The following is a 20344-nucleotide window of genomic DNA, read 5'->3' as shown; positions in this document are numbered from 1 at the left end:
CGAGGGCGGGGGCGTTTCGTCCGTCACCCTCGCGATCGGCGCCGCTGCTCTTCTCTGCTGGTTAGCGGTAGCGCTCACGTCAAGGTGGTGATGCTCCATGGATTCGCCATCAGTGCTCGTGCCGATGATGAGCATCCGGCACGTGCGGATGCGCGTGGCTCAGCGGCTCATGCACATGCTCGTGGCTGTGCGGGCCGACTGGCATCGGGTCGTGCGTGTGATTGTGGTGGCCGTCATCGTGCCGGTGCGCGTGTTCATGCTGAAGCGTCTCATGCGCGTGCACGTGCCCATGCGATTCGGCCAGGTGCAGCGCCACGCCCAGCACCATCAGCAGGCCTCCGGCCGCCATGATCCAGCTCCCGCTGCGGTCGCCCAGTGCGATGGCGAGCGCGGCCCCGATGAAGGGCGCGAAGGCGAACACGGAGCCCGTGCGCGCCGCGCCGAATGCCCGTTGGGCCAGCAGGTAGAAGCGCAGGCTCAGGCCGTAGCCGCTTGCGCCAACCACGAGCAAACCGATCGCTGCGCCAAGCGTGGGCAGTGGATCGCCGAAGAGGATCGCCAAAACCGCAGTGGCGCAGACACCGAGCACTGCCTTGCCGAGGACCACCTGCGCGGGGTCGCGCTCGGCCAGCGCACGGGACAAGGTGTTGTCGGCGCCCCACGCCATCGTGGCCAGCAGCACCGCCAGCAATCCCCAGAGCTGGTTTCCGCCCTGGCGGCCCTGGTCGAGCACCAGCGCAATACCGCCGGCGAGCAGAAGCATCATGGCAGCCCAGACCCGGCGATCCATGGTCTCGCCGTACAGGGCGCGTGCCAGCAAGGCGGTGAACAGGGCTTCGAGAGTAAGCATCAGCGAGGCACCGGTGCCGCTCGTGTGCTGCAGGCCCCAGGCCAAGGCGACCGGTCCCAGCACGGCGCCGAAGGCTGCCATCGACAGCAGGCGCGGGATGTCGCCGCGCATCAGCCTCGCCTCCTTCTCGATGTGCTGGCGAGAAAGCGCGCCGACGATGGCAGCGCCCGCGTAGAGCAGGGCCGCCGTCGTGAATGCTCCGAGTCCACTTCCGAAGCGCTGGACCAGTGGCGTGCTGATGCCGAAAAGCGCCGCCGCGAGCAAAGCCAGCAGGCCACCGCGCAGCGCGGGCCACTGAACATGCGAGTGCTTCATGCGCATCACTTTCTTGATCCCACGGCCTCAGTCACCGCCAACGCAACTCAACAGCCGCATCGACGAGCTGCTTCTGCGCAACTGGAAAGGAACGTGATGAAGCTCATGGCGAAGGGGTCTGGCTCGATGAAGCATCTGCGAGGGAGACTGCTCGCAGCAAGTCTAGCGCGCGAGCCGGGGCGGCCCCCTCAACGGCCGCTGCGTGGCGCCGGGGAGAAAGCCAAGGCCCATGCCACGGTGCAGCAAGCCGCGCCGGCTCTCTTGCGGCACACTCCATGCGATGCCGGCCGCCCAATCCGCCATCCAAGCCGACGCGTCCCCGACCTTGTTCAAGAGTGCCAAGGCTTTCGAGACCTGGCTGAAGAAGCATCACGCCACTTCCGACGGCCTCTGGCTCAAGCTCGGCAAGCGGGGCGCCGATGAACCCTGCATCACCTACCCCGAGGCGGTGGAGATTGCGCTCTGTTGGGGCTGGATCGACGGCCAGAAGAAGAGCCTCGACCACCAGCATTTTGTCCAGCGCTTCACGCCGCGGCGCGCGCGCAGCACCTGGTCGAAGATCAACGTCGACAAGGCCGCGGCGCTCATCGAGGCGGGCCGCATGCAAGCGCCGGGCTACGCGCAGATCGAGGCCGCCAAGGCCGACGGACGCTGGGCGAAGGCCTACGACGGAGCGCGCACGTCCGCGGTGCCCGAGGACTTGGTGGAGGCGCTGGACGCCGAGCCGAAGGCCAAGGCCTTCTTTGCAACGATCGACGCGGCCAATCGCTACGCGGTACTGTGGCGCATCCAGACGGCCGTGAAAGCCGAGACGCGCGCCAAGCGCATCGCCCAGCTCGTGGAGATGCTCGCGCGCGGCGAGACCATCCACGCCATCAAGCCCAAGGCCAACGCCTGACTGCGAGTCTCACGCGTGGTCTTTCGGGCCAGCGCGCAGCCGCCCGAGCTCATGCAGTCGCGAGCGGGGAGTGCCCGTGATGGGGCAGCAACGCCCGACGTTTGCGAGTGTGCGCTGGTGAAGCGGTCCGAGCACCGAAGCGCTCACAGCAGCGACATTACGCGGTCGCGGCTCATCACTTCGGCGACGCCGGCGCCGGTGTTCCCGGCAAGGGTGAGGCCCAGCGCACGATCTTTCCGTCCCTGAACTTGACCGTGTAGCTCGTCGTCCGGTGGTCTATCCCCTGGGCACGGAATGCGTCGCTGCGAATCTCCGCGCGCCCTGTGACGGTGTCGCCGGCGCCTTCCACCGAAGTGAGGGACGCCTGGAAGTGCTCTGCGATGTTCTTTTCGAACGCGCGCCTGACGGCGGCCTCCCCAACGCATGGGGGATTGCACGATCCATCTTCTCGCACGGCATCCGAGGCGAAGAACTTCATCAAGCCATCCAGATCGCCGCGGTTGCGGGCGTCGATGGCCTGGCGAAAGATCGAAACCGAGTCAGGTCGAGAAAAGCCGATGGGGGCGCCGCAGCCCGCGATGGAGACGACCACGAACAAGCCTGCGCAAAGTCGATAGCTCATCGGGTCTCTCCTGCAGAAGTGGCGTTGGGGCTGGTTCGCAAAAATAATAGGCAGCGGTCGTCTGAAAGGCAAGGGCAGCGTTGCGTTGGTTGCGACCTCCAGCGTGGGATGGCCGCGCGCTGACGAGCCTGTGGCTGCTGAGCGCGTCAGACCACCGACGCGGCCTTTGGAAGGCGAAGTCCAGGAGCCCCGATGAAACACCAGCAGCGAGTGTTTAAGGGGGCGGATTCAACCAATCGATGGAACACATTCGTTAAACATCGCTGCTGGCGAATGTGAAGTCATGGTGCGCTGAAGCCGACAGCAAGCGCTGCGAAGCTGTCTCGAGCGAGAGTCGCTTCAAGACTGATTGCGGAAGTTCACCCATGAGGCGCGAAGGACGCGGGTGGGCCCAATTCGGACCTCGACATTTGGGCAAGCGGACGTTCAGCGCGGCAGGTAGAGCTACCAGCGCATGGCTCGGACCCCGGTGACGCAACACAGGAGCTGAACAAACGCAAGCCAAGGCTCCGTCGCCCAACCCAGCTTGTCCCTACGGGGGTGGCAACCGGCTGAGAACATCCAGCATCGCCGGAGAAATATCCGTGTGGTGATGGACAAGTTTCCATGCTCCGGCTTCTCGCCGATAGATGTTCGTGACGCGATGCTCGAGGGTGACCTGCTGTCCTCCAAGCTTAACCTGCCCTTGCTCGATGCCCACTTCGTAGGCCACATCCCCGGCGACCTGGATGAGTTGATCCTTCAGACCAACCTTCCCGTCTGAGGCCAGTTGGGCTACTTTGTCAAACGATTCCCCGACTGCATCCCAGCCGACTTCCCGACCGCCGATCGGGTGCATGGTCGTCACGGCTGCGCTGTGCGACCAGATGTCTACCAGTGCGCCGCTCTCCCCGTTGGCCATGCGGCTCAACCCGGCGTAGAACTGTCGAGACGCTTCGCGGATTTCGTCTTCTGCTGACATGACTGACCTCCTTCATTAATGCCCGTGGGGAACTAACGGCGCGTCTCGCTCCAAATCGCACCACCGCTCATTGACTACGCAATGAGCGACAAAGTCAAATCTTTCTCTTTGACTCATGGGCAATCACCTTTCCGGCCTGCTGGCGAGATCTTGTCCGCCAAACCCAGGTCGGCCACGAGGCGCAGCATCCGTGAGACCTGGAACCCTCTGATCAGGAGGTCCAGTGCTTCCCGATCGCCTTCCACTTCGTCGTTCGTCATGGCAACACCCCGCGCAACGGCCAACAGACCACTATCAGCGTGCGCGAAGAGCTTCAGTGAGAAAGAACTAGCGGGTAGAAATGCCCGCTGCAATCCAAATGCCCAAGCCCACGAGGCAGGCCCAGCAGAGCCAGAAGAGGGCTCGCTCCCACCACAGCTGCGGCCCGCTCCGGGACTCGAAGCGGTACTTCAACGTCATACCCACGCCGTGAACCAGAACTCCCCCTACAAGCAGAGGCAGGGCATAGCTGCGCAGCCACTGGGGCAGCACCAACGCCAGCCCGGCCCCCAGCACGATGGCGCCGAGACCCGAGGCGAGTTCTGCCCCGTTAATGGATGCGGAATGGTCGGTCATGGTCGCCCTTCCAAAGGTGCGGTATGAACCGAGGGGTGACCGCCGCATATTCGCGCCACGCGTCGCCGAACGCGGCTTCGGAGTCACGCTCTTCGGAGGCGGCCAGGCGCACGTACATCACCACCAGCACCGGGAACATCACCAATCCCAGAAGCGTCGGCCACTGCAGCAGGAAGCCGAACATGATGGCTACGAAGCCGACGTACTGCGGGTGACGAACGAATCGGTAGGGCCCTGCAACGGCCAACCGGTGCCTGCGCTGGGCTTGGTACAGCACATGCCATGCATTCGACAGCAGCGTGAAGCCTGCGAAGATAAAGACAAAGCTCAACAGGTGGAAGGCTCCGAAGTGCGGGTTCCCGTGTTGGCCTGTCGCCAGCCACCACAGATGCCCGGCATCGTGCCCGAACAGGTTGACGGTCGGGAACTTCGAACCGAGCCAACCCGAGAGCAGGTAGATGGTGAGCGGGAAGCCGTACATCTCAGCAAACAGCGCCACGATGAATGCGGAGTAGGCTCCGAAGCTGCGCCAGTCCCTCAGGTTCGCCGGCTTGAAGAAGCTGTAGGCGAACCCGACGAAGATGATGGAATTCAGAACGACAAGGCCCCAGAGGCCGTAGTCATTGGTGGCGCTGTTCATCGTCGTTGCTCCTGGGCTGGCCGTGCTGATGTCCGCCGCCGCCGTGTCCGTGGTGCATGAACACGTGCATCAGTGGACAGGCCAGCACGAAGAGGTACGGCAGAACACCGAACAGGTGGGCAGTATGCTCGGTGACCAGGTAGAACCCGCCAACCGCCGCGGCGACCAGCAACGTCAGCCCAGCGGGCGAGCGCCAGAAGGACGGCGGCTCGAGATGCTCATGGTCCATGGCAGGCTCCCGGTCTTTCATTTGCCCGCAGGTGTGCGGGCCGCTTCGCGCTCCATCATCATCTGCATCATCATTTCCATCATGTCCATGCGCTTATCCATCATCTCGGGGCTCATGGACTTGTCGCCGTCCTTGGCGTCGGGCGTTTTCATCTGACCCATCATCGCCATGCCGCCCTGCATGGACTTCATGTGCTCGGCCATCAGCGCCTGGCGCTCCTGGGGCGTCTTCGCGGCCATCATCTTTTCGTGCATCTCCTGCATGGACTTCATCCGCGTGTCCATCTGCGCGGGAGTCACTGCCGGCGCAGAGGCGCCTGCTGGGTGATGCGCGGCGTGGTCCTGTTCGGACAGCGCCGCGGCGCAGCCTGAGATCCCCACAGCAACGCAAAGTGCAACGAATGAACGCATACGGAAACCTCCAAGGCTATGGTTGGGAGTATCACAGTCGCCAGACAAGCGAGTTTGATTTGCATCAAAGCCGAGGGGCAGGAGAGGCGTAGATTTGCCGGTGGCGTCGTTGGCGCGAAGGAGAGTCGCATGAGCTCGATATCAATTTCGACTCAGGATGCCAGTGCCGTGTTCGCACCGCTGCGGACAGGCGTTGCGCTGGCCGTGACCGTTGCAATGTTCTACGTTCTGTGCACCCTGGTCTGGCTTGCTGCACCGGGTCCGTTTCTGAGCTTCATGAACGGCCTGTTCCACGGCATTGACTTCTCCCCGCTCATGCGGCCTGCGCCGTTCGCGTGGGGAGGCTTTGTCGAAGCGGTGGTCGTGATGGCATTGTGGGCGTTTCTCGCGGGCACCTTCTTCGCGTGGCTGCGCCAACGTCTGGGCGGGTAGGCGGTCTGGCTTGACGCTTTTCCTCGAAATGCGCGTATCCCTTCCACACCGAGACGCACACGATCGCCAGAATCATCAACCCCCTCATGCGCGACCCTCATGCGCCTTCATGCAGTGCCCCTGCATTTGGGAAACGCGGCGCATCCCTAGAAAGACTCGCCCGCATTCGCACCCTTCTTTGCAGTCCTTCGCACCATCTGCCCGGCACATCGCGGGCAGGCAGGCGGCGCCGGCACGCCGCTGATGTCCGCCGATTCATCGCAGGCATTGCCATCAGCATTGCGCAGGTGCGCAAGGCGAACAGCACCACGCACGGAGTTCATCAGCTGGAAGGCGACTTGGAAGCCGGAGGGCCCACCCCGATCACACTGACAGTGTGGGGACTCCGCCTACGAACACCGGGACACTCCCGCAGTGTTCAAGAGAGAGTGGGCGATGCCGGGACGGGTCATGTCTTCTTCTTGTCCAAATGTGCCTGGAGACACGCCCGCAGCACTCAGCCCCCCTTGTGCGCCAGCATCGCCAGCGCATCGTCCCGCCACCACCCCACGGCCGCGAAGTAGCCTTCCCACACGCAGCCTTCGCAGCCTCGCCCGCAGCAGCTGGTGGGTTCCTCCGGCGGCTCTCGAAACCCTTCCACGCCTTCGGCGCGAAGGCGGACTTCGATCTGTTGCAGGACCTTGCGGGCCGTGAAGGCATCGGTGACGGGAGGCAGTGGCACCCATCGATGCTAGCGGCCGCGCGGTCGCCGCAGTGGCCGCGCGGGCATCCGCGGCCCGCGCCTGCGGCCTTACTGCGCCTCGATGTTCGCCACTTTCATCAACTTCTCGGTCAGCGCAATCTCCGCCTGCAGGCTCTGCGCAAACTCCTCCGGCGTGCTGGGCACGACCGATGCGCCGGTGGCCTCGAGCCTCTCGCGCACATCGGGCATGGCCAGGGCCTGGGTCAGGGCATCGCGCACCTTGTTGACCACGGGGGCCGGGGTGCCCTTGGGCACGGCCAGGCCGCCGAAAGAGACGAGCGCGATGCCGGGCACGCCGGCCTCGGCCAGGGTGGGCACCTTGTCGAGGCGCGCATTGCGCTTGGACGAGAGCACCGCCAGCGGCTTGAGCTTGCCGCCCTGGATGTGGGGCAGCGAGGGGCCGACGAGCGCGATGGCAAAGTCGACCTGCTTGCCGGCCACCGCATTGGTGGACTCGGAGGCGCCCTTGTACGGCACATGCAGCGCCTTGGTCTTGGTGGCCGCGAGCAAAAGCTCCGCGCCCATGTGCGAGGGGCTGCCGACGCCGCCGGAGGCATAGGCGAGCTTGCCGGGGTTCTTGCGCAGGCGCTCGACCAGGTCCTTCACGGTGGCGATGCCCGCGTCGGGATGGACGACGATGACCGAATCCGACTGCATGATGCGGCCCACGTGGACGAAGTCCTTCATCACGTCGAAGCCGGGGTGGCGGTACATGCGCATGTTGGTGGCCATCGGCGAGCTGGAATACACCCAGGTGTAGCCGTCGGCGGGCGCCTTGGCGGCGAGCTGCGCGCCCAGGTTGCCGGCCACGCCGCCGCGGTTCTCGACGACGATGGGCTGGCCGAGGATCTTGGACATGGCGTCGCCGGTGATCCGCACGGTGATGTCGGGCGAGGTGCCGGCGAGGTAGGGCACGATCCACTTGATGGGGCGCGAGGGAAAGTCCTGCTGCGCGTGGGCGCCGTCGGCGGCTGCGAGCAGAGCTCCGGCGGCGAGGAAGGCCGAGATGGCGGCGCGGGTGATGCGGGTCATGGTCGTTGTCTCCTTTGAAGTCTTCATCGGCTCAGCGCACGGCCTCGCCCAGCAGCTCGCGGGCGATGGTGTTGCGCTGGATTTCACTGGTGCCCGTGAGCACGCGGTACATGCGCAGCAGGCGGAACAAAAACTCGACGCGGCTGCCCTGGACGATGCCCTCGCCACCGTGCACCTGCACGGCGCGGTCGGCGATGCGGAAGGCCGTCTCCGAACAGAAGAGCTTGGCCATGGAGGCGTCGGCGCGGGCCTCGCAGCCAGCGTCGAGGACGCGAGCCACGCTGAGCATGAGCGCGCGGGCGGCGGCGAGCTCGGTGGCCATGTCGGCCAACATGTGCTGCACGGCCTGGAAGGCGCCGATGGGCTGGCCGAACTGGCGCCGCCGCGTGGCATGGGCCATCGAATCCTGCAAGGCGAGGCGGGCGAGCCCGAGCATGGCCGGGCAGTGCAGCAGGCGGTTGACGGTGATGCGGCCGAGTGCCAGCGCCAGGCCCTTGCCCTGTTCGCCGATGAGGTTGGCGGCGGGGATGCGGCAGTCGGTCAGCACGATGTTGCCGGTGCCGGACTGGCCGGCCAGGGTCTTGTAGCCGCTCTCGACGCGGAAGCCGGGGCGGTCGCGCTCGACGAAGAAGGCGGTGGTCTCGCGGCGCGCGGGGTCGTCGCTGGTGGAGGCGATGACCACGGCCATGTCGCAGAAGGGCGAGCCGGAGATGAAGCGCTTGGTGCCGTTGAGCACGAATTCGTCCCCCACGCGCTCGGCGCGGGTCTGCACGGCGCCGGCGTCCGAGCCGGCCTCGGCCTCGGTGATGGCGAAGCAGATGGCCTTCTCGGCGCGGGCCACGGGCAGGATGAAGCGCGCCATCTGGTCCGGCGTGGCCTGCCTGGCCAGGGCGCCCACGCGCGGCGGGCCGGAGAGCTCGCCGAGCACGTGCGCGGCCAGCGGGGAGCCGCTGGCGTAGATGGCTTCCTTGATGAGGCAGTGGTCGAGCACGCTGAAGCCGGCGCCGCCGAGCGACTTGGGCAGGGTGACGCCGTAGATGCCCTGGTCGCAGGAGCGGCGCCACACCTGTTCGAGCAGGGGGCGCGGGGCGCCCGATTCGTAGGTAATGCCGTGCTCGGCGACCAGGGGCTGCAGCTCGTCGCGGATGAAGGCTTCGACGCGGGCGATGAATTCGCGGGCGGCGTCGGAGCCCTCGAAAGGCGCGGCGGCGGCGCGGCGCTCGGCGCGGTTGGGGGTGGTGGTGGCGTCCATGGGGGTGGTCCTCGGTTCAGTTGACACGCCGCTCGCGGCCGCGCCAGTAGGGCTCGCGCACATCCTTGCGTGAGAGCTTGCCGTTGGCGTTCTTGGGCAGGTGCTCGGTGAAGTCGACCGAGCGCGGGCGCTTGAAGTCGGCGAGCCGGCCGCGGCAGAAGTCCATCAGCTCGCCGGCCTCGGCGCGGGCGCCTTCGCGCAGGACGACGATGGCCTTGACCGCCTCGCCCCAGTGATCGTCGGGCACGCCGATGACGCAGACCTCGTACACGGCCTCGTGCTGCGCGAGCACGGCCTCGACCTCGGTCGGATAGACGTTGAAGCCGCCGGAGACGAGCATTTCCTTCTTGCGGTCGACGATGTGGATGTAGCCCTCGCGGTCCACGCGCGCGAGGTCGCCGGTGTGCAGCCAGCCGTCGTCGCCGAGCGCCTCGCGGGTGGGCTCGGGCGCGCGCCAGAAGCCGGCGAAGACGTCGGGGCCGCGCACGCAGATCTCGCCGATCTCGTCGCCTTCGACCGGGCGGCCCTGGGCGTCGAGCACCTGCACGTCGGATTCGCACGCGGGGCGGCCGCAGGCCGACAGCAACTCGGGGCGGCCGCCTTCGATGGCGAGCGCGTGGTCGTCGATGCCCAGGGCGATGACGCCGCCGGTGGTTTCGCCGGCGCCGTAGCCCTGGGCCAGGACGGGGCCGAAGGCGGCCCAGGCTTCGCGGATGCGCGAGGGCGACATCGGCGCAGCGCCATAGGTGACCAGGCGCAGGCTGCTCAGGTCGCGGGTGCGGATGCTCGGCTCGGCGAGCAGGGCATTGATCATCGCGGGGACGAAGAAGCACATGGTCACCTTGTGCTTCTCGATCGCCTCGAGGATCTCGGCCGGCTGGAAGCGCTCCATCAGCAGCACGGTGACGCCCTGGTAGAGCATGGGCTGGATGAACATGCCGCTGGCGTGGGTGATGGGGCCGCACAGCATGAGCACGTCGCCGCGCTGGGCATGCATGCGGCCCATGATGGTCTTGCGCAGGGAGGCCATGCGGTTGCCCACGGTCTGCATCGCGGCCTTGAGCTTGCCGGTGGAGCCGGAGGTGTAGTGCAGCACGGCGAGTTCGTCGGGGCGCATCTCGACGTGGATGTGCGCGTCGGAGGCGCCGGCCAGCAGAGCTTCGTAGTCGAGCCAGCCGCCCTGGCCGGGCGCGGGGGAAAAGGCGATGCGATGGCGCAGCGCCGGGACCTGGGCGGCAGCTTCGTCGACCATGCCGCGGTGTTCGGGGCCGGCAAAGCAGGCGGCGGGCTCGGCATTGGCGAGCGCATCGGCCAGCTCGGCCGGCGCCAGGCGCGCGTTCAGCGCGACCTTGACCAGGCCGGCCTTGTAGAGCGCGCATTCGAGCTCGACGATCTCGGGCCGGTTGGGCGCGGCCACGGTCACGCGGTCGCCGCGCTGCAGGCCCAGGGCGAGCAGGGCGTGGGCCAGTCGATTGGATCGCTGCTCGAGCTGCGCGTAGGTCAGGGCGCGGTCGCGGAACAGGATGGCGGGCCGGTCGGCCCAGAAGCGCGCACTGCGCGCGGTGTACATGCCGAGGTTCATGGGGTGTCTCCTTATGGCCTGAAGTCTAGGAAGCGGAGGGCCCCTGTTGGATAAGCGATCCGCCTCGTTTGATAAGCTGGCGTGATCACCCGGCGGGGCCTTCGGAGACACGGACATGGGCGTGCGACTCGACGACATCGACTACTTCCTGGCGGTGGCCGCGCACGGCAAGATCCGGGCGGCCGCGGCGGCGCTGAACGTGTCGCAGCCGGCGATCACGCAGGGGCTGCAACGGCTCGAGAAGGAGATCGGCTTTCCGCTGTTCGAGCGCAGCAGCCGCGGCATGCAACTGACGGCGGTGGCGACGCAGTTCCGCGAGCGCACGCAGGCGCTGCGCGCGAGCCTCGGCGATGCGATCAAGGAAGCCGCGGACATGCACCTCGGCGCGCTGGGCCTGCTGCGGGTGGGCGTGTCGCCGCTGTATGCGCAGCGCCTGTTCGTGCCGGCGACGGTGGCGCTGCACCGGCAGCGGCCGGCGGCACGGGTGCGGCTGATGCTGAACCTGAACGATGCGCTGATCGCTGCGCTGCGGCTGGGCGACATCGACCTGTCGGTCAACGCGCTGCCGGGCGCGATACCGCCGGACCTGCAGGCGCTGCCGCTGATGGACGATGCGCTGTGCCTCGTGGTGCGGGAGCACCATCCGCTGTTGTCGAAGCGGCGGCTGCGGCTCGCGGACCTGGTCGACGCGCAATGGATTCTTCCCGGGCCGGCGGTGGCGGCGCGCCGCAGCGTGGAGGGCCGGCTGGCCGAGGGCGGGCTGCCGCCGCCGCGCGTGCTGGTGGAGGTCAGCAACACGGCGGGCGGGCTGTTGAACGCGCTGATGGTGCAGAGCGACCTGGTGTCGATCATGAGCGAAGCGCAGCTCGCCACGGCGCACGGCGCGGGACTGGCGCCGCTGGCGATGGCGGACGCGCGCTTCACCCGCACCATCGGCGCGCTGACGCGCAAGGGGGTGGCGCTGCCGCCGCTGGCGCAGCGCTTCCTGGAGCTGCTGCAGGAGACGGCGCGCGCGGAGCCGGGCTCCACCGGGCGCGGAGCGAAAAGGCCGGGGCGGGGCTGAGCGCCCGCCGCGCCGCTACTTCCGCGCAAACAAGGGCTGCTCGAAATGCGCCACGCGCGTCATGCGCCCGGCGATGCACCACTCGCGAAACTGATAGAGGAAGGCCGCCGTCGGCGCCGCGATCCAGGTGTCGCCCACCGGCATGCGCAGCACGGGGTGCACGCTGTCCTCGATGGCGTCGAGCAGCGGCGCGTCCGCGCGCATGAACTCGGCGATGGGGATGCGGTGGATGCTCTCGACCTCGGCCTCGCTCGGCACCAGGGCACGCGCAGCGCCGGCCCAGACCACGACCGGCGTGATCGCGAAGCCGGAGTGCGTCGCGAAGTCGTCGAGCCGGCCGAGGACCGCGCCTTCGTCGAGTGCCAGGCCGACCTCCTCGTGCAGCTCGCGCAGCGCGGCCTGCTCGGGCGTTTCTTCGCCGTCGATGCTCCCGCCGGGCAGGGCCCATTGCCCCGGGTGGTTGCGCATGTGCGAGGGGCGCCGCGTGAGGAGCACGGCGGCTTCGGTGCTCCACGACGCCGGCGCAGGCAGGCCGGGCAGCACGGCACCGAAGCCTTCTTCGACGATGGCCAGCGCGACGGCCGCGCGCCTGGAAGCGGGCCCGGGAAGCGCTTGCCGTTCGAAGCCGCGGAGGCGCTCGGCGAGCGAGGCGCGCAGCAGGTCATCGAGCAGCATGGGTCACTTCTTCGTTTCCAGCGCGGCCAGCAGGATCGCCAGGCGCGCATCGAGCGCGGCGAGGTCCGCGGAATTGATCGAGGCCAGCAGGCGCTGCTCGTTGGCCACGTGAGCGTCCACCGCGCGATCGATGAGCTTCAGCCCCGCGGCATTCAGCTGCACCAGCATGCTGCGCGCGTCGTCGCGGTTGGGCACGCGCTTGATCAGGCCGCGCGACTCCAGGCCCTTGAGGCGGTGGGTCATCGTGCCGGAGCTGATCATCAGCGACGAGAAGAGCTCCGTGGGCGCCAGGCAATAGGGCGCGCCCGAGCGGCGCAGCGTGGCCAGGACGTCGAACTCCCAGCGCGTCATGCCGAAGTCGGAGAAGCAGCGGTCGAGCTCGCGCTGCAGCAGCGCGGCGCAGCGCTTGATGCGGCCGATGATGCCCATCGCGCCCACGTCCAGGTCGGGGCGCTCGCGGCGCCACTGGTCGAGGATCGCATCGACCGCGTCGGCGGCCCGCTTCTTCGCAGCCATTGAAGAGACCCTTTTATCTTGAAGTCGAGATTATCTGCTACGCTCGATTTATCTTGAACTAGAGATAAATCATGTCTTCCAGCCACCGTGCTTCCGTCGCCTGGGGCGACGTCCTGCTGACCGCCTTGGCGCCGGCCATCTGGGGCTCGACCTACATCGTCACTACCGAACTGCTGCCGCCGGACCGGCCCTTTACCGCGGCGCTGCTGCGCGCGCTGCCGGCGGGGCTGCTGCTGGTGCTGTTCGTCCGCCGCCTGCCCGCGCAGGGCGAATGGTTGCGGGTGCTGGTGCTCTCGGCACTCAACATCGGCTTCTTCCAGGCGCTGCTGTTCGTGGCCGCGTACCGGCTGCCGGGCGGGCTGGCCGCGGTGGTGGGCGCGATCCAGCCCTTGCTGGTGATGGGGCTGGCGTGGGCACTGGACCATCGGCGCCCGCCGCAGCTGGCAGTGGGCGCGGCGGTGCTGGGCATCGCGGGGATGGCGGCGTTGTTGCTCTCGCCGGGCTCGGCGTGGGACGCGGTCGGCATCGCAGCGGCGCTGGGCGGCGCCGCGCTGATGGCCACCGGCACCTATCTGACGCGGCGCTGGCAGCCGCGCATGCCGGTGCTGGCGCTCACGGGCTGGCAGCTGTTGCTGGGCGGGCTGATCCTGCTGCCGATGACCTGGGCCTTCGATCCGCCGCTGCCGGTGCTGACCGCCACCCAGGTCGGGGCCTATGCCTATCTCTCCATCGTCGGCGCGCTGGTCGCCTATGCGCTGTGGTTCCGCGGCATCGCGCGGCTGTCGCCGGTGGCGGTGTCCTCGCTCGGGCTGCTGAGCCCGCTGACGGCGGTGGTGCTGGGGTGGGCGCTGCTGGGGCAGGCGATGCGCGGGCTTTCGTTCGTGGGGCTGGTCGCGGTGCTCGTCAGCATCCTGGCGGTGCAGTGGGCGATGAGCGCGACGGGGCGCTCGCCGGCCTTGCAGGAAGCGGGGTGAGCTAAGGCCTCAGCCCTCTTCGACGAAGGCCTCTTCGCGCTTGGACTTCACGGCCGGCATGAGCACGATGACGAGCAGCATCGCGGCGACGATCAGCAGCCCGGCGGAAATCGGCCGTGTGACGAGCACGCTCCACGAGCCTCGCGACAGCAGCAGCGCGCGCCGCAGGTTCTCTTCCATCATCGGACCGAGGATCAGCCCGAGCAGCAGCGGTGCCGGCTCGCAGCCCAGCTTGTTGAAGGCGTAGCCGACGACGCCGAACAGGCCCACCATCCAGACATCGAAGGTGTTGTTGTTGGTCGAGTACACGCCGATCGCGCAGAACAGCACGATGGCCGGGAACAGCCAGCGGTAGGGGATCGACAGCAGCTTGATCCAGATGCCGATCAGCGGCAGGTTGAGCACGATCAGCATCAGGTTGCCGATCCACATGGAAGCGATCAGGCCCCAGAACAGCTCGGGGTTGCTGGTCATCACCTGCGGGCCCGGCTGGATGTTGTGGATGGTCATGGCGCCGACCATCAGCGCCATCACCGGATTGCCCGGGATGCCGAGCGTGAGCAGCGGAATGAAGGAGGTCTGCGCGCCCGCGTTGTTGGCCGACTCGGGCCCGGCCACGCCGCGGATGTTGCCCTTGCCGAACGGGATCTCGCCGGCACGCAGCCTGAGCTTCTTCTCCAGCGTGTACGAGGCAAAGGCCGACAGCAGCGAACCGCCGCCCGGAAGGATGCCCAGCGAGCAGCCCAGCGTGGTGCCGCGCAGCACCGCGGGCAGCATGTTCCTGAAGTCGTCCCGGGTCGGCCACAGGCCCTGCACCTTCGCGGTGTAGACCTCGCGATCGTGCTCCGGCTGCGCCAGGTTGGAGATGATCTCGCCATAGCCGAACACGCCCATCGCGATCGCGATGAAGCTGATGCCGTCGGTCAGCTCGGGAATGTCGAAGCTGTAGCGCGCGACGCCCGAGTTGACGTCGGTGCCGACCAGGCCGATCAGCAGGCCCAGCACGATCATGCAGATCGCCTTGAGCAGCGAGCCCGAGGCCAGCACCACGGCGCCGATCAGGCCCAGCACCATCAGCGAGAAGTACTCGGCCGGGCCGAACTTGAAGGCCAATTCAGTCAGCGGCGGCGCGAAGGCGGCCAGGATGAGCGTGCCCACGCAGCCGGCGAAGAAGGAGCCCAGGCCGGCCGCCGCGAGCGCGGCCCCTCCTCTCCCCTGCTTGGCCATCTGGTGGCCATCGATGACGGTCACCACCGACGAGGACTCGCCCGGCAGGTTGACCAGGATCGCGGTGGTGGAGCCGCCGTACTGCGAGCCGTAGTAGATGCCGGCCAGCATGATCAGCGCGGCCGCCGGCGGCAGCGCGTAGGTGGCCGGCAGCAGCATGGCGATGGTGGCGACCGGGCCGATGCCCGGCAGCACGCCGATCAGCGTGCCCAGCAGGCAGCCGACGAAGGCATAGGCCAGGTTCTGCAGCGTGAAGGCGGCGTGAAGGCGGCGTGGAAGCCGAGGGCGAGATGTTCGAAGAGTTCCATGGCGAAGCGCGTCCTCAGCCGGTGATGAAGGTGGGCCAGACCTGGAACTGCAGGCTCAGGCCGAGGATGAAGACCACGTAGCTGCCGATGGCCAGCACGGTGCTCAGGATCAGCGCCGCCTTCATGCTGAAGCTGGCACCCGCGAGGCTCGCGACGACGACCAGCGCGTAGATCGCAACGACCAGGCCCATGGCCGGCACGCCGATGCTGGGCAGTCCGCCGAGCATCAGGCCGAAGATCAGGTTCGCCCCGATGATGAGCAGGAGCGGCTTCCAGGCGATGCCGCCGATGGGCTCGCCGTCCGCGGTTTCGATGGTCACCGAGCCGAGGATCACACCCAGGCCGAGGATGGCCAGCAGCGCGCCCAGCATGAGCGGGAAGTAGCCGGGGCCCATGCGCGCGCCGCTGCCGATGTTGTAGTGGGTCGCGCCGATCGCGAAGGCGGCACCGGCGGTAACGAACAACAGGCCGGAGAAGAAGTCTCGTTGGCTCCTGATTTTCATGAATGCACTTTCGAAGGATCGGAAAAAAAGGGGAGGGCAACCGCCGGGCCGGCGGGTGCCGGTCGGCTCGTGCGGGGCGCGAAGGCCCACGGCCGGAGCGACGCCACGTCCCGCATGCGGATGCAGGCCCGTCGACGGCGCCGCGATTTACATCATGCTATGAGGCTTTTTACATCACATCATGAGTAATTACCCGGGCCCCGCCTTGGACGGCACCCGGATGCCGGCCGGGGCGCCTTGCTACATTGCGTCAAATCCAACAGGTAGAACAACGATGTCCAAGAAAGAGCAGGGCGAGTCGAAGCAGCGCCTGGAGGCGCTGTCGGAGTTCAGGTTCCGGCTGCGCAGCTTCCTGCGCTTCAGCGAGGATGCGGCGCGCGATGCCGGCATCACGGTGCTGCAGTACCAGGTGCTGCTGCACACGCAGGGCTTTCCGGGCCGGGAATGGGCCTCGATCGGGGAGATTGCCGAGCGGCTGCAGGCGCAGCCGCATGGGGTGGTGGCGCTGGTGTCGCGCTGCGAGGACGCGGGCCTGGTGAGGCGCAAGCCCAGCACCGTCGATCGCCGGCTGGTCGAGGTGCACCTGCTGCCCAAGGGGCGCAAGACGCTGGCGAAGCTCGCGCAGCAGCACGCGCTGGAGCTGTCGCACCTGGCCGAGGCGACGCGGCTCGCGAGCGAGATCGACAGCGAGGCCGGGGGCGGCGAGGCGTAGGCGCGGGGTGGCTGCGGCGCCGGCCAGCTTCAGGCCATGAGCGCGTCGAGCAGCCGCGCCACGTGCACCGCCTGGCGCTGCGCGCCGTCGGCGATCTGGTGGCGGCAGCTGGTGCCGTCGGCCAGCACGATGGCGTCGGGCCGGCTGCGCACCGCGGGCAGCAGCGCGGCCTCGGCCATGCGCATCGACACCTCGTAGTGCGAGGCCTCGTAGCCGAAGCTGCCGGCCATGCCGCAGCAGGAGCTCTCGATGAGCTCGGGCCTGGCATCGGGGATGAGCTTCAGCACTTCGAGGATGGGGCTCACCGCGCCGAAGGCCTTCTGGTGGCAATGGCCGTGCAGCAGGATGGGCTTCTCGACCGGCTGGAAGGCGAGCTTGAAGCGGCCCTCGCGCATTTCGCGCGCGATGAATTCCTCGAACAGCAGCGCCTGGGCCGCGACCGTCTTCGCCTTGTCGCCCAGGCCCATGGCCAGGGCCTCGTCGCGCAGGGTCAGGAGGCAGGAGGGTTCCAGGCCGACGATGGGGACGCCCGCTTCGGCCAGGGGCAGCAGCGCATCGACCAGCGCACCGGCGTGCGCCTTGGCCTCCTCGACCCAGCCCTGGGCCAGGTAGGTGCGGCCGCAGCAATAGTGGCCGCTGAACTTCTCGACGGTGTGCAGCAGGTAGCCCGCGGCCTTGAGCACGCGCGCGGCGGCCCAGGCGTTCTCGCTCTCGAAGCCGCCGTTGAAGGTGTCGACGAAGAGCACCGCCGACTTGCGGCCGCTGCAGGCGGCGGCGATGACCATGTCGCGGCTGGTGAAGAGCGTGGCGTCGCGCTCGCTCCAGAAGGTGTCGCTGCGGAACTCCGGCAGCGAGCGCCTGGCCGACAGCCCCAGCACGCGCTCGCCCAGCCAGGCGGCGCCGGGCACGCGGTTGCGCAGGTTGAAGAGCCAGGGCATGCGGCGGGCGGTGTGCAGATACTCCGGCAGACGGGCGATCAGGCGGTCCGCGAGCGTGCGCCCGTGCTTCCTCTTGTAGTGGGCGAGGAACTCGATCTTCATCTTCGCCATGTCCACGCCGGTCGGGCAGTCGCGCTTGCAGCCCTTGCAGCCGACGCACAGGTCCATGGCATCGCGAACGGCCTCGCCGGTGAAGGCGTCGGGGCCGAGCTGGCCCGAGAGCGCCAGGCGCAGCGTGTTGGCGCGCCCGCGCGTGAGGTGCTGCTCGTCCCGCGTGACGCGGTAGCTCGGGCACATGGTGCCGGCGTCGAACTTGCGGCAGTGGCCGTTGTTGTTGCACATCTCGACGGCCTTGGCGAAGCCGCCGGTGACGTCGCCGCCGCTGCCGGGCGGCGTGGTCTCCTCGGTCACCGGGTCGGCCTGCACGTTCCAGGCGGACCAGTCGAGCACGGGGCTGATGGGGATGCGCCGGTAAGGCTGCGGCGCGGAAGCGGGCGCGAAGCGGAACAGGGCGCCGTCGTCCATCTTGGGCGGGTCGATGATCTTGCCGGGATTGAAGAGGCCGATCGGGTCGAGCTTGTTCTTGATGGCGCGGAAGGCCTCGTTGATCGACGGGCCGAACTGCCACTCGATCCATTCGCCGCGGCACAGGCCGTCGCCGTGCTCGCCGCTGAAGGCGCCCTTGTACTTTCGCACGAGTGCGCCGGCCTCCTCGGCGATGGCGCGCATCTTGGCGGCGCCGTCGGTGCGCATGTCGAGGATGGGCCGCACGTGCAGCGTGCCGACCGAGGCATGGGCGTACCAGGTGCCGCGCGTGCCGTGCTTCGCGAAGACCTCGGTCAGGCCGTCGGTGTAGGCGGCCAGGTGCTCGAGCGGCACGGCGCAGTCCTCGATGAAGCTGACCGGCTTGCCGTCGCCCTTGAGGCTCATCATGATGTTGAGGCCGGCCTTGCGCACTTCCCACAGCGCCTTCTGCGCCGCCTCTTCGGGCATGCGCACCACGCTGTCGGGCAGGCCCAGGTCGCCCATGAGCTCGGCCAGCCGCTGCAGCCGGTACAGCAGTTCGGCGCGGTCCTCGCCCGAGAACTCGACCAGCAGGATGGCGGCGGGCTTGCCGATCAGCGCCTTCTCGACGGTGGGCCTGAAGGCCGGGTTGGCGAGGCTCAGCTCGATCATGGTGCGGTCGACCAGCTCGACCGCGGTGGGGCCCAGCTTGACGATGTGCTGGGCCGAATCCATCGCGGCGTGGAAGCTCGCGAAGTTGACGATGCCCAGCACCTTGGCGCGCGGCAGCTCGGACAGCTGCAGCGTCAGGCTGCGGGTGTAGGCCAGCGTGCCCTCGGCGCCGATCAGCAGGTGCGCGAGGTTGACGCTGCCGTCGGCGGTGTAGGGCCGCTCGCTCTGGTTGTCGAAGATGTCGAGGTTGTAGCCGGCGACGCGGCGCATCACCTTGGGCCAGCGCTCGGCGATATCGGCGCGGTGCTGGCCGGCGAGCTGCTTCACGTACAGCGCGATGTCGGCGGCGCGCGCGCCGAGGGTGGCGACCGGGCCGAAGTCCACCAGCGCGCCGTCGGACAGCCAGGCGCTCGCGCCCAGCACGTTGTGCACCATGTTGCCGTAGGCGATGGAGCGCGAGCCGCAGGAGTTGTTGCCCGCCATGCCGCCCAGGGTCGCCTGGGCGCTGGTGGAGACGTCGACCGGGAACCACAGCCCGTGCGGCTTGAGCTGCGCGTTCAGGTGGTCCAGCACCAGGCCCGGCTGCACCGTGACGCGGCGCGCGCTCACGTCGAGCTCGAGCATGCGGCGCAGGTGCTTGCTGTTGTCGATTACCAGCGCCGCGCCGGTGGTCTGGCCGCACTGGCTGGTGCCGCCGCCGCGCGCCAGCACCGGCACCTGCAGCTCGCGCGCGATGTCGATGGCGGTGGCGACATCGCGCTCGTTCTTCGGCACCAGCACGCCCGCCGGCATGATCTGGTAGATGGAGGCGTCGGTGGCGTACCGGCCGCGCGAGGCCGCATCGAACAGCACCTCGCCCTCGGTCTCGGCCGCGAGGCGGCGCGCCAGCAGGGCGCAGACCTCGTTCGGCGGAGGCACGGTGCCGGCCGGCTGCAGGTGGCCGGGGGGATCGATGCGCATCAGCGCTTGCCCGCCTGCGGCTTGGGGTAGACCTCGCCGGCGCGCAGCAGCGCCAGCACCGCGTCGCGCTTGCGGTTGAGGTGCTCGACCAGCACCTCGCGCATGGCGGCGGCGTCGTGCGCGGCGAGAGCCTCGATCATGCGTTCGTGCTCCGCCACGGCGTGCTTCCACTTGGCCTCGTCCTGGTTGGTGCGGAAGCGCAGCGACTGCACGCGCGCGTTGATCGCGCGGTAGGTGCTGGTGAGCACCGGGTTCTTGGCGGCATCGTTGATGGCGGTGTGGATGCGCGCGTTGATGCGGTAGTAGCCCGAGAGATCGCGGCGCGCATGGCAGGCCAGCATCTCGTAGTGCAGGGCGCGCAGCTCGGCCAGCTCGGCATCGGTGATGCGGCGCGCCGCCAGCTCGCCCGACATGCCTTCGAGCACGGCCAGCAGTTCGAAGGTGTTCTGCACATCGGCCTCGCTCAGCATGACGGCCACCGCGCCGCGGTTGGGCAGCAGGTCGACCAGGCCCTCCGCTGCCAGCAGCTTGATGGCCTCGCGCAGCGGCGTGCGCGACACGCGCAGCTGCTCGCACAGCTCGCGCTCGTTGAGCTTGGCGCCGGGGGCGATGTGGCCTTCGACCAGCATGGTGCGCAGGCGCGCGGCCACCTGGTCGTGCAGCGCCAGCCGCGAGATCTCGATCACTTCTGCCATGGTCTGTTTTCCTGTTG

23 protein-coding genes are annotated in these 20344 nt (G+C 68.2%); 5 read left to right on the top strand and 18 right to left on the bottom strand.

Annotated elements, in window-relative coordinates:
- Positions 1-109: 109 nt before the first annotated feature.
- Entirely contained in the window at positions 110-1165 is a 1056-nt protein-coding gene (locus J2739_RS01980; RefSeq protein ID WP_309898024.1) for a DMT family transporter, read from the bottom strand.
- Between the two features lie 280 nt (positions 1166-1445).
- On the opposite strand from J2739_RS01980, the gene J2739_RS01975 reads away from it, so the two are divergent.
- Positions 1446-2063, top strand: coding sequence for a YdeI/OmpD-associated family protein (locus J2739_RS01975; protein ID WP_309898023.1), 618 nt, complete (start codon positions 1446-1448; stop codon positions 2061-2063).
- Between the two features lie 175 nt (positions 2064-2238).
- Here the strand turns inward: J2739_RS01975 and J2739_RS01970 are convergent, their stop codons facing one another.
- The 7 genes from J2739_RS01970 to J2739_RS01940 form a co-directional block, all read right to left on the bottom strand.
- Positions 2239-2685, bottom strand: a complete 447-nt coding sequence (locus tag J2739_RS01970; protein WP_309898022.1) for a nuclear transport factor 2 family protein — start codon at positions 2683-2685, stop codon at positions 2239-2241.
- A 532-nt stretch (positions 2686-3217) separates the two neighbouring features.
- The gene (locus tag J2739_RS01965) at positions 3218-3646 is read right to left on the bottom strand and encodes a YybH family protein (protein ID WP_309898021.1); all 429 of its coding nucleotides are present in this window, start codon (positions 3644-3646) and stop codon (positions 3218-3220) included.
- 113 nt (positions 3647-3759) lie between these two features.
- Positions 3760-3906, bottom strand: a complete 147-nt coding sequence (locus J2739_RS01960) for a hypothetical protein (RefSeq protein ID WP_309898020.1) — start codon at positions 3904-3906, stop codon at positions 3760-3762.
- A 67-nt stretch (positions 3907-3973) separates the two neighbouring features.
- Positions 3974-4261, bottom strand: coding sequence for a hypothetical protein (locus J2739_RS01955; protein WP_309898019.1), 288 nt, complete (start codon positions 4259-4261; stop codon positions 3974-3976).
- The gene (locus tag J2739_RS01950) at positions 4236-4901 is read right to left on the bottom strand and encodes a methyltransferase family protein (protein ID WP_309898018.1); all 666 of its coding nucleotides are present in this window, start codon (positions 4899-4901) and stop codon (positions 4236-4238) included. The genes J2739_RS01955 and J2739_RS01950 overlap by 26 nt, the downstream gene beginning before the upstream one ends.
- Positions 4882-5130 carry a DUF2933 domain-containing protein gene (locus tag J2739_RS01945; RefSeq protein ID WP_309898017.1) on the bottom strand — a complete coding sequence of 83 codons (249 nt, stop codon included), beginning with the start codon at positions 5128-5130 and terminating at the stop codon, positions 4882-4884. Before J2739_RS01945 ends, J2739_RS01950 begins: the two co-directional genes overlap by 20 nt.
- A gap of 17 nt (positions 5131-5147) precedes the next feature.
- Positions 5148-5540 (bottom strand): hypothetical protein, encoded by a 393-nt coding sequence (locus tag J2739_RS01940; protein WP_309898016.1) that lies wholly within the window; start codon positions 5538-5540, stop codon positions 5148-5150.
- Positions 5541-5669: 129 nt separating this feature from the next.
- Between J2739_RS01940 and J2739_RS01935 the strand changes: the two genes are divergently transcribed.
- A complete protein-coding gene (locus J2739_RS01935; protein ID WP_309898015.1) occupies positions 5670-5972 on the top strand; it encodes a DUF5676 family membrane protein in 303 nt (100 codons plus the stop codon).
- A gap of 496 nt (positions 5973-6468) precedes the next feature.
- Here J2739_RS01935 and J2739_RS01930 read toward each other — a convergent pair whose 3' ends face one another.
- From J2739_RS01930 to J2739_RS01915, 4 genes are all read right to left on the bottom strand, one after another.
- Positions 6469-6693, bottom strand: coding sequence for an oxidoreductase-like domain-containing protein (locus tag J2739_RS01930; protein WP_309898014.1), 225 nt, complete (start codon positions 6691-6693; stop codon positions 6469-6471).
- Positions 6694-6762: 69 nt separating this feature from the next.
- Positions 6763-7746: a Bug family tripartite tricarboxylate transporter substrate binding protein gene (locus J2739_RS01925; protein WP_309898013.1), complete on the bottom strand. Its 984-nt coding sequence runs from the start codon at positions 7744-7746 to the stop codon at positions 6763-6765.
- Positions 7747-7777: 31 nt separating this feature from the next.
- A complete protein-coding gene (locus J2739_RS01920; protein WP_309898012.1) occupies positions 7778-8998 on the bottom strand; it encodes an acyl-CoA dehydrogenase family protein in 1221 nt (406 codons plus the stop codon).
- Positions 8999-9014: 16 nt separating this feature from the next.
- Positions 9015-10580 (bottom strand): AMP-binding protein, encoded by a 1566-nt coding sequence (locus tag J2739_RS01915; protein ID WP_309898011.1) that lies wholly within the window; start codon positions 10578-10580, stop codon positions 9015-9017.
- 115 nt (positions 10581-10695) lie between these two features.
- On the opposite strand from J2739_RS01915, the gene J2739_RS01910 reads away from it, so the two are divergent.
- A complete protein-coding gene (locus J2739_RS01910; protein ID WP_309898010.1) occupies positions 10696-11643 on the top strand; it encodes a LysR family transcriptional regulator in 948 nt (315 codons plus the stop codon).
- Positions 11644-11658: 15 nt separating this feature from the next.
- Here the strand turns inward: J2739_RS01910 and J2739_RS01905 are convergent, their stop codons facing one another.
- Positions 11659-12318 (bottom strand): NUDIX hydrolase, encoded by a 660-nt coding sequence (locus J2739_RS01905; RefSeq protein ID WP_309898009.1) that lies wholly within the window; start codon positions 12316-12318, stop codon positions 11659-11661.
- A 3-nt stretch (positions 12319-12321) separates the two neighbouring features.
- Complete coding sequence (locus J2739_RS01900; RefSeq protein WP_309898008.1) at positions 12322-12834, bottom strand: MarR family winged helix-turn-helix transcriptional regulator; 513 nt, start codon at positions 12832-12834, stop codon at positions 12322-12324.
- A 71-nt stretch (positions 12835-12905) separates the two neighbouring features.
- On the opposite strand from J2739_RS01900, the gene J2739_RS01895 reads away from it, so the two are divergent.
- Positions 12906-13808: an EamA family transporter gene (locus J2739_RS01895; protein WP_309898007.1), complete on the top strand. Its 903-nt coding sequence runs from the start codon at positions 12906-12908 to the stop codon at positions 13806-13808.
- Between the two features lie 9 nt (positions 13809-13817).
- Here J2739_RS01895 and J2739_RS01890 read toward each other — a convergent pair whose 3' ends face one another.
- Both J2739_RS01890 and J2739_RS01885 read right to left on the bottom strand, forming a co-directional pair.
- Complete coding sequence (locus J2739_RS01890) at positions 13818-15284, bottom strand: tripartite tricarboxylate transporter permease (protein ID WP_405053815.1); 1467 nt, start codon at positions 15282-15284, stop codon at positions 13818-13820.
- 73 nt (positions 15285-15357) lie between these two features.
- Positions 15358-15846 (bottom strand): tripartite tricarboxylate transporter TctB family protein, encoded by a 489-nt coding sequence (locus J2739_RS01885; RefSeq protein WP_309898006.1) that lies wholly within the window; start codon positions 15844-15846, stop codon positions 15358-15360.
- 274 nt (positions 15847-16120) lie between these two features.
- Between J2739_RS01885 and J2739_RS01880 the strand changes: the two genes are divergently transcribed.
- Entirely contained in the window at positions 16121-16558 is a 438-nt protein-coding gene (locus J2739_RS01880; RefSeq protein WP_309898005.1) for a MarR family winged helix-turn-helix transcriptional regulator, read from the top strand.
- A 29-nt stretch (positions 16559-16587) separates the two neighbouring features.
- On the opposite strand, the gene J2739_RS01875 is transcribed toward J2739_RS01880, so the two are convergent.
- Entirely contained in the window at positions 16588-19632 is a 3045-nt protein-coding gene (locus tag J2739_RS01875) for an FAD-binding and (Fe-S)-binding domain-containing protein (RefSeq protein WP_309898004.1), read from the bottom strand.
- Entirely contained in the window at positions 19632-20327 is a 696-nt protein-coding gene (locus J2739_RS01870) for a GntR family transcriptional regulator (RefSeq protein ID WP_309898003.1), read from the bottom strand. The genes J2739_RS01875 and J2739_RS01870 overlap by 1 nt, the downstream gene beginning before the upstream one ends.
- Positions 20328-20344: the final 17 nt, after the last annotated feature.

Source organism: Variovorax soli (genome assembly GCF_031454625.1).
Taxonomy (GTDB): Bacteria; Pseudomonadota; Gammaproteobacteria; order Burkholderiales; family Burkholderiaceae_C; genus Variovorax; species Variovorax soli_A.
Note: the sequence above shows the minus strand (reverse complement) of the source record. Positions and strands in the feature narration are given on the sequence as shown.

What these genes read in the sequence shown, in the direction of transcription:
- J2739_RS01980 (WP_309898024.1), bottom strand. Translation starts at nt 1,165, where the DNA reads ATGAAGCACTCGCATGTTCAGTGGCCCGCGCTGCGCGGTGGCCTGCTG.
- J2739_RS01975 (WP_309898023.1), top strand. Translation starts at nt 1,446, where the DNA reads ATGCCGGCCGCCCAATCCGCCATCCAAGCCGACGCGTCCCCGACCTTG.
- J2739_RS01970 (WP_309898022.1), bottom strand. Translation starts at nt 2,685, where the DNA reads ATGAGCTATCGACTTTGCGCAGGCTTGTTCGTGGTCGTCTCCATCGCG.
- J2739_RS01965 (WP_309898021.1), bottom strand. Translation starts at nt 3,646, where the DNA reads ATGTCAGCAGAAGACGAAATCCGCGAAGCGTCTCGACAGTTCTACGCC.
- J2739_RS01960 (WP_309898020.1), bottom strand. Translation starts at nt 3,906, where the DNA reads ATGACGAACGACGAAGTGGAAGGCGATCGGGAAGCACTGGACCTCCTG.
- J2739_RS01955 (WP_309898019.1), bottom strand. Translation starts at nt 4,261, where the DNA reads ATGACCGACCATTCCGCATCCATTAACGGGGCAGAACTCGCCTCGGGT.
- J2739_RS01950 (WP_309898018.1), bottom strand. Translation starts at nt 4,901, where the DNA reads ATGAACAGCGCCACCAATGACTACGGCCTCTGGGGCCTTGTCGTTCTG.
- J2739_RS01945 (WP_309898017.1), bottom strand. Translation starts at nt 5,130, where the DNA reads ATGGACCATGAGCATCTCGAGCCGCCGTCCTTCTGGCGCTCGCCCGCT.
- J2739_RS01940 (WP_309898016.1), bottom strand. Translation starts at nt 5,540, where the DNA reads ATGCGTTCATTCGTTGCACTTTGCGTTGCTGTGGGGATCTCAGGCTGC.
- J2739_RS01935 (WP_309898015.1), top strand. Translation starts at nt 5,670, where the DNA reads ATGAGCTCGATATCAATTTCGACTCAGGATGCCAGTGCCGTGTTCGCA.
- J2739_RS01925 (WP_309898013.1), bottom strand. Translation starts at nt 7,746, where the DNA reads ATGACCCGCATCACCCGCGCCGCCATCTCGGCCTTCCTCGCCGCCGGA.
- J2739_RS01920 (WP_309898012.1), bottom strand. Translation starts at nt 8,998, where the DNA reads ATGGACGCCACCACCACCCCCAACCGCGCCGAGCGCCGCGCCGCCGCC.
- J2739_RS01915 (WP_309898011.1), bottom strand. Translation starts at nt 10,580, where the DNA reads ATGAACCTCGGCATGTACACCGCGCGCAGTGCGCGCTTCTGGGCCGAC.
- J2739_RS01910 (WP_309898010.1), top strand. Translation starts at nt 10,696, where the DNA reads ATGGGCGTGCGACTCGACGACATCGACTACTTCCTGGCGGTGGCCGCG.
- J2739_RS01905 (WP_309898009.1), bottom strand. Translation starts at nt 12,318, where the DNA reads ATGCTGCTCGATGACCTGCTGCGCGCCTCGCTCGCCGAGCGCCTCCGC.
- J2739_RS01900 (WP_309898008.1), bottom strand. Translation starts at nt 12,834, where the DNA reads ATGGCTGCGAAGAAGCGGGCCGCCGACGCGGTCGATGCGATCCTCGAC.
- J2739_RS01895 (WP_309898007.1), top strand. Translation starts at nt 12,906, where the DNA reads ATGTCTTCCAGCCACCGTGCTTCCGTCGCCTGGGGCGACGTCCTGCTG.
- J2739_RS01885 (WP_309898006.1), bottom strand. Translation starts at nt 15,846, where the DNA reads ATGAAAATCAGGAGCCAACGAGACTTCTTCTCCGGCCTGTTGTTCGTT.
- J2739_RS01880 (WP_309898005.1), top strand. Translation starts at nt 16,121, where the DNA reads ATGTCCAAGAAAGAGCAGGGCGAGTCGAAGCAGCGCCTGGAGGCGCTG.
- J2739_RS01875 (WP_309898004.1), bottom strand. Translation starts at nt 19,632, where the DNA reads ATGCGCATCGATCCCCCCGGCCACCTGCAGCCGGCCGGCACCGTGCCT.
- J2739_RS01870 (WP_309898003.1), bottom strand. Translation starts at nt 20,327, where the DNA reads ATGGCAGAAGTGATCGAGATCTCGCGGCTGGCGCTGCACGACCAGGTG.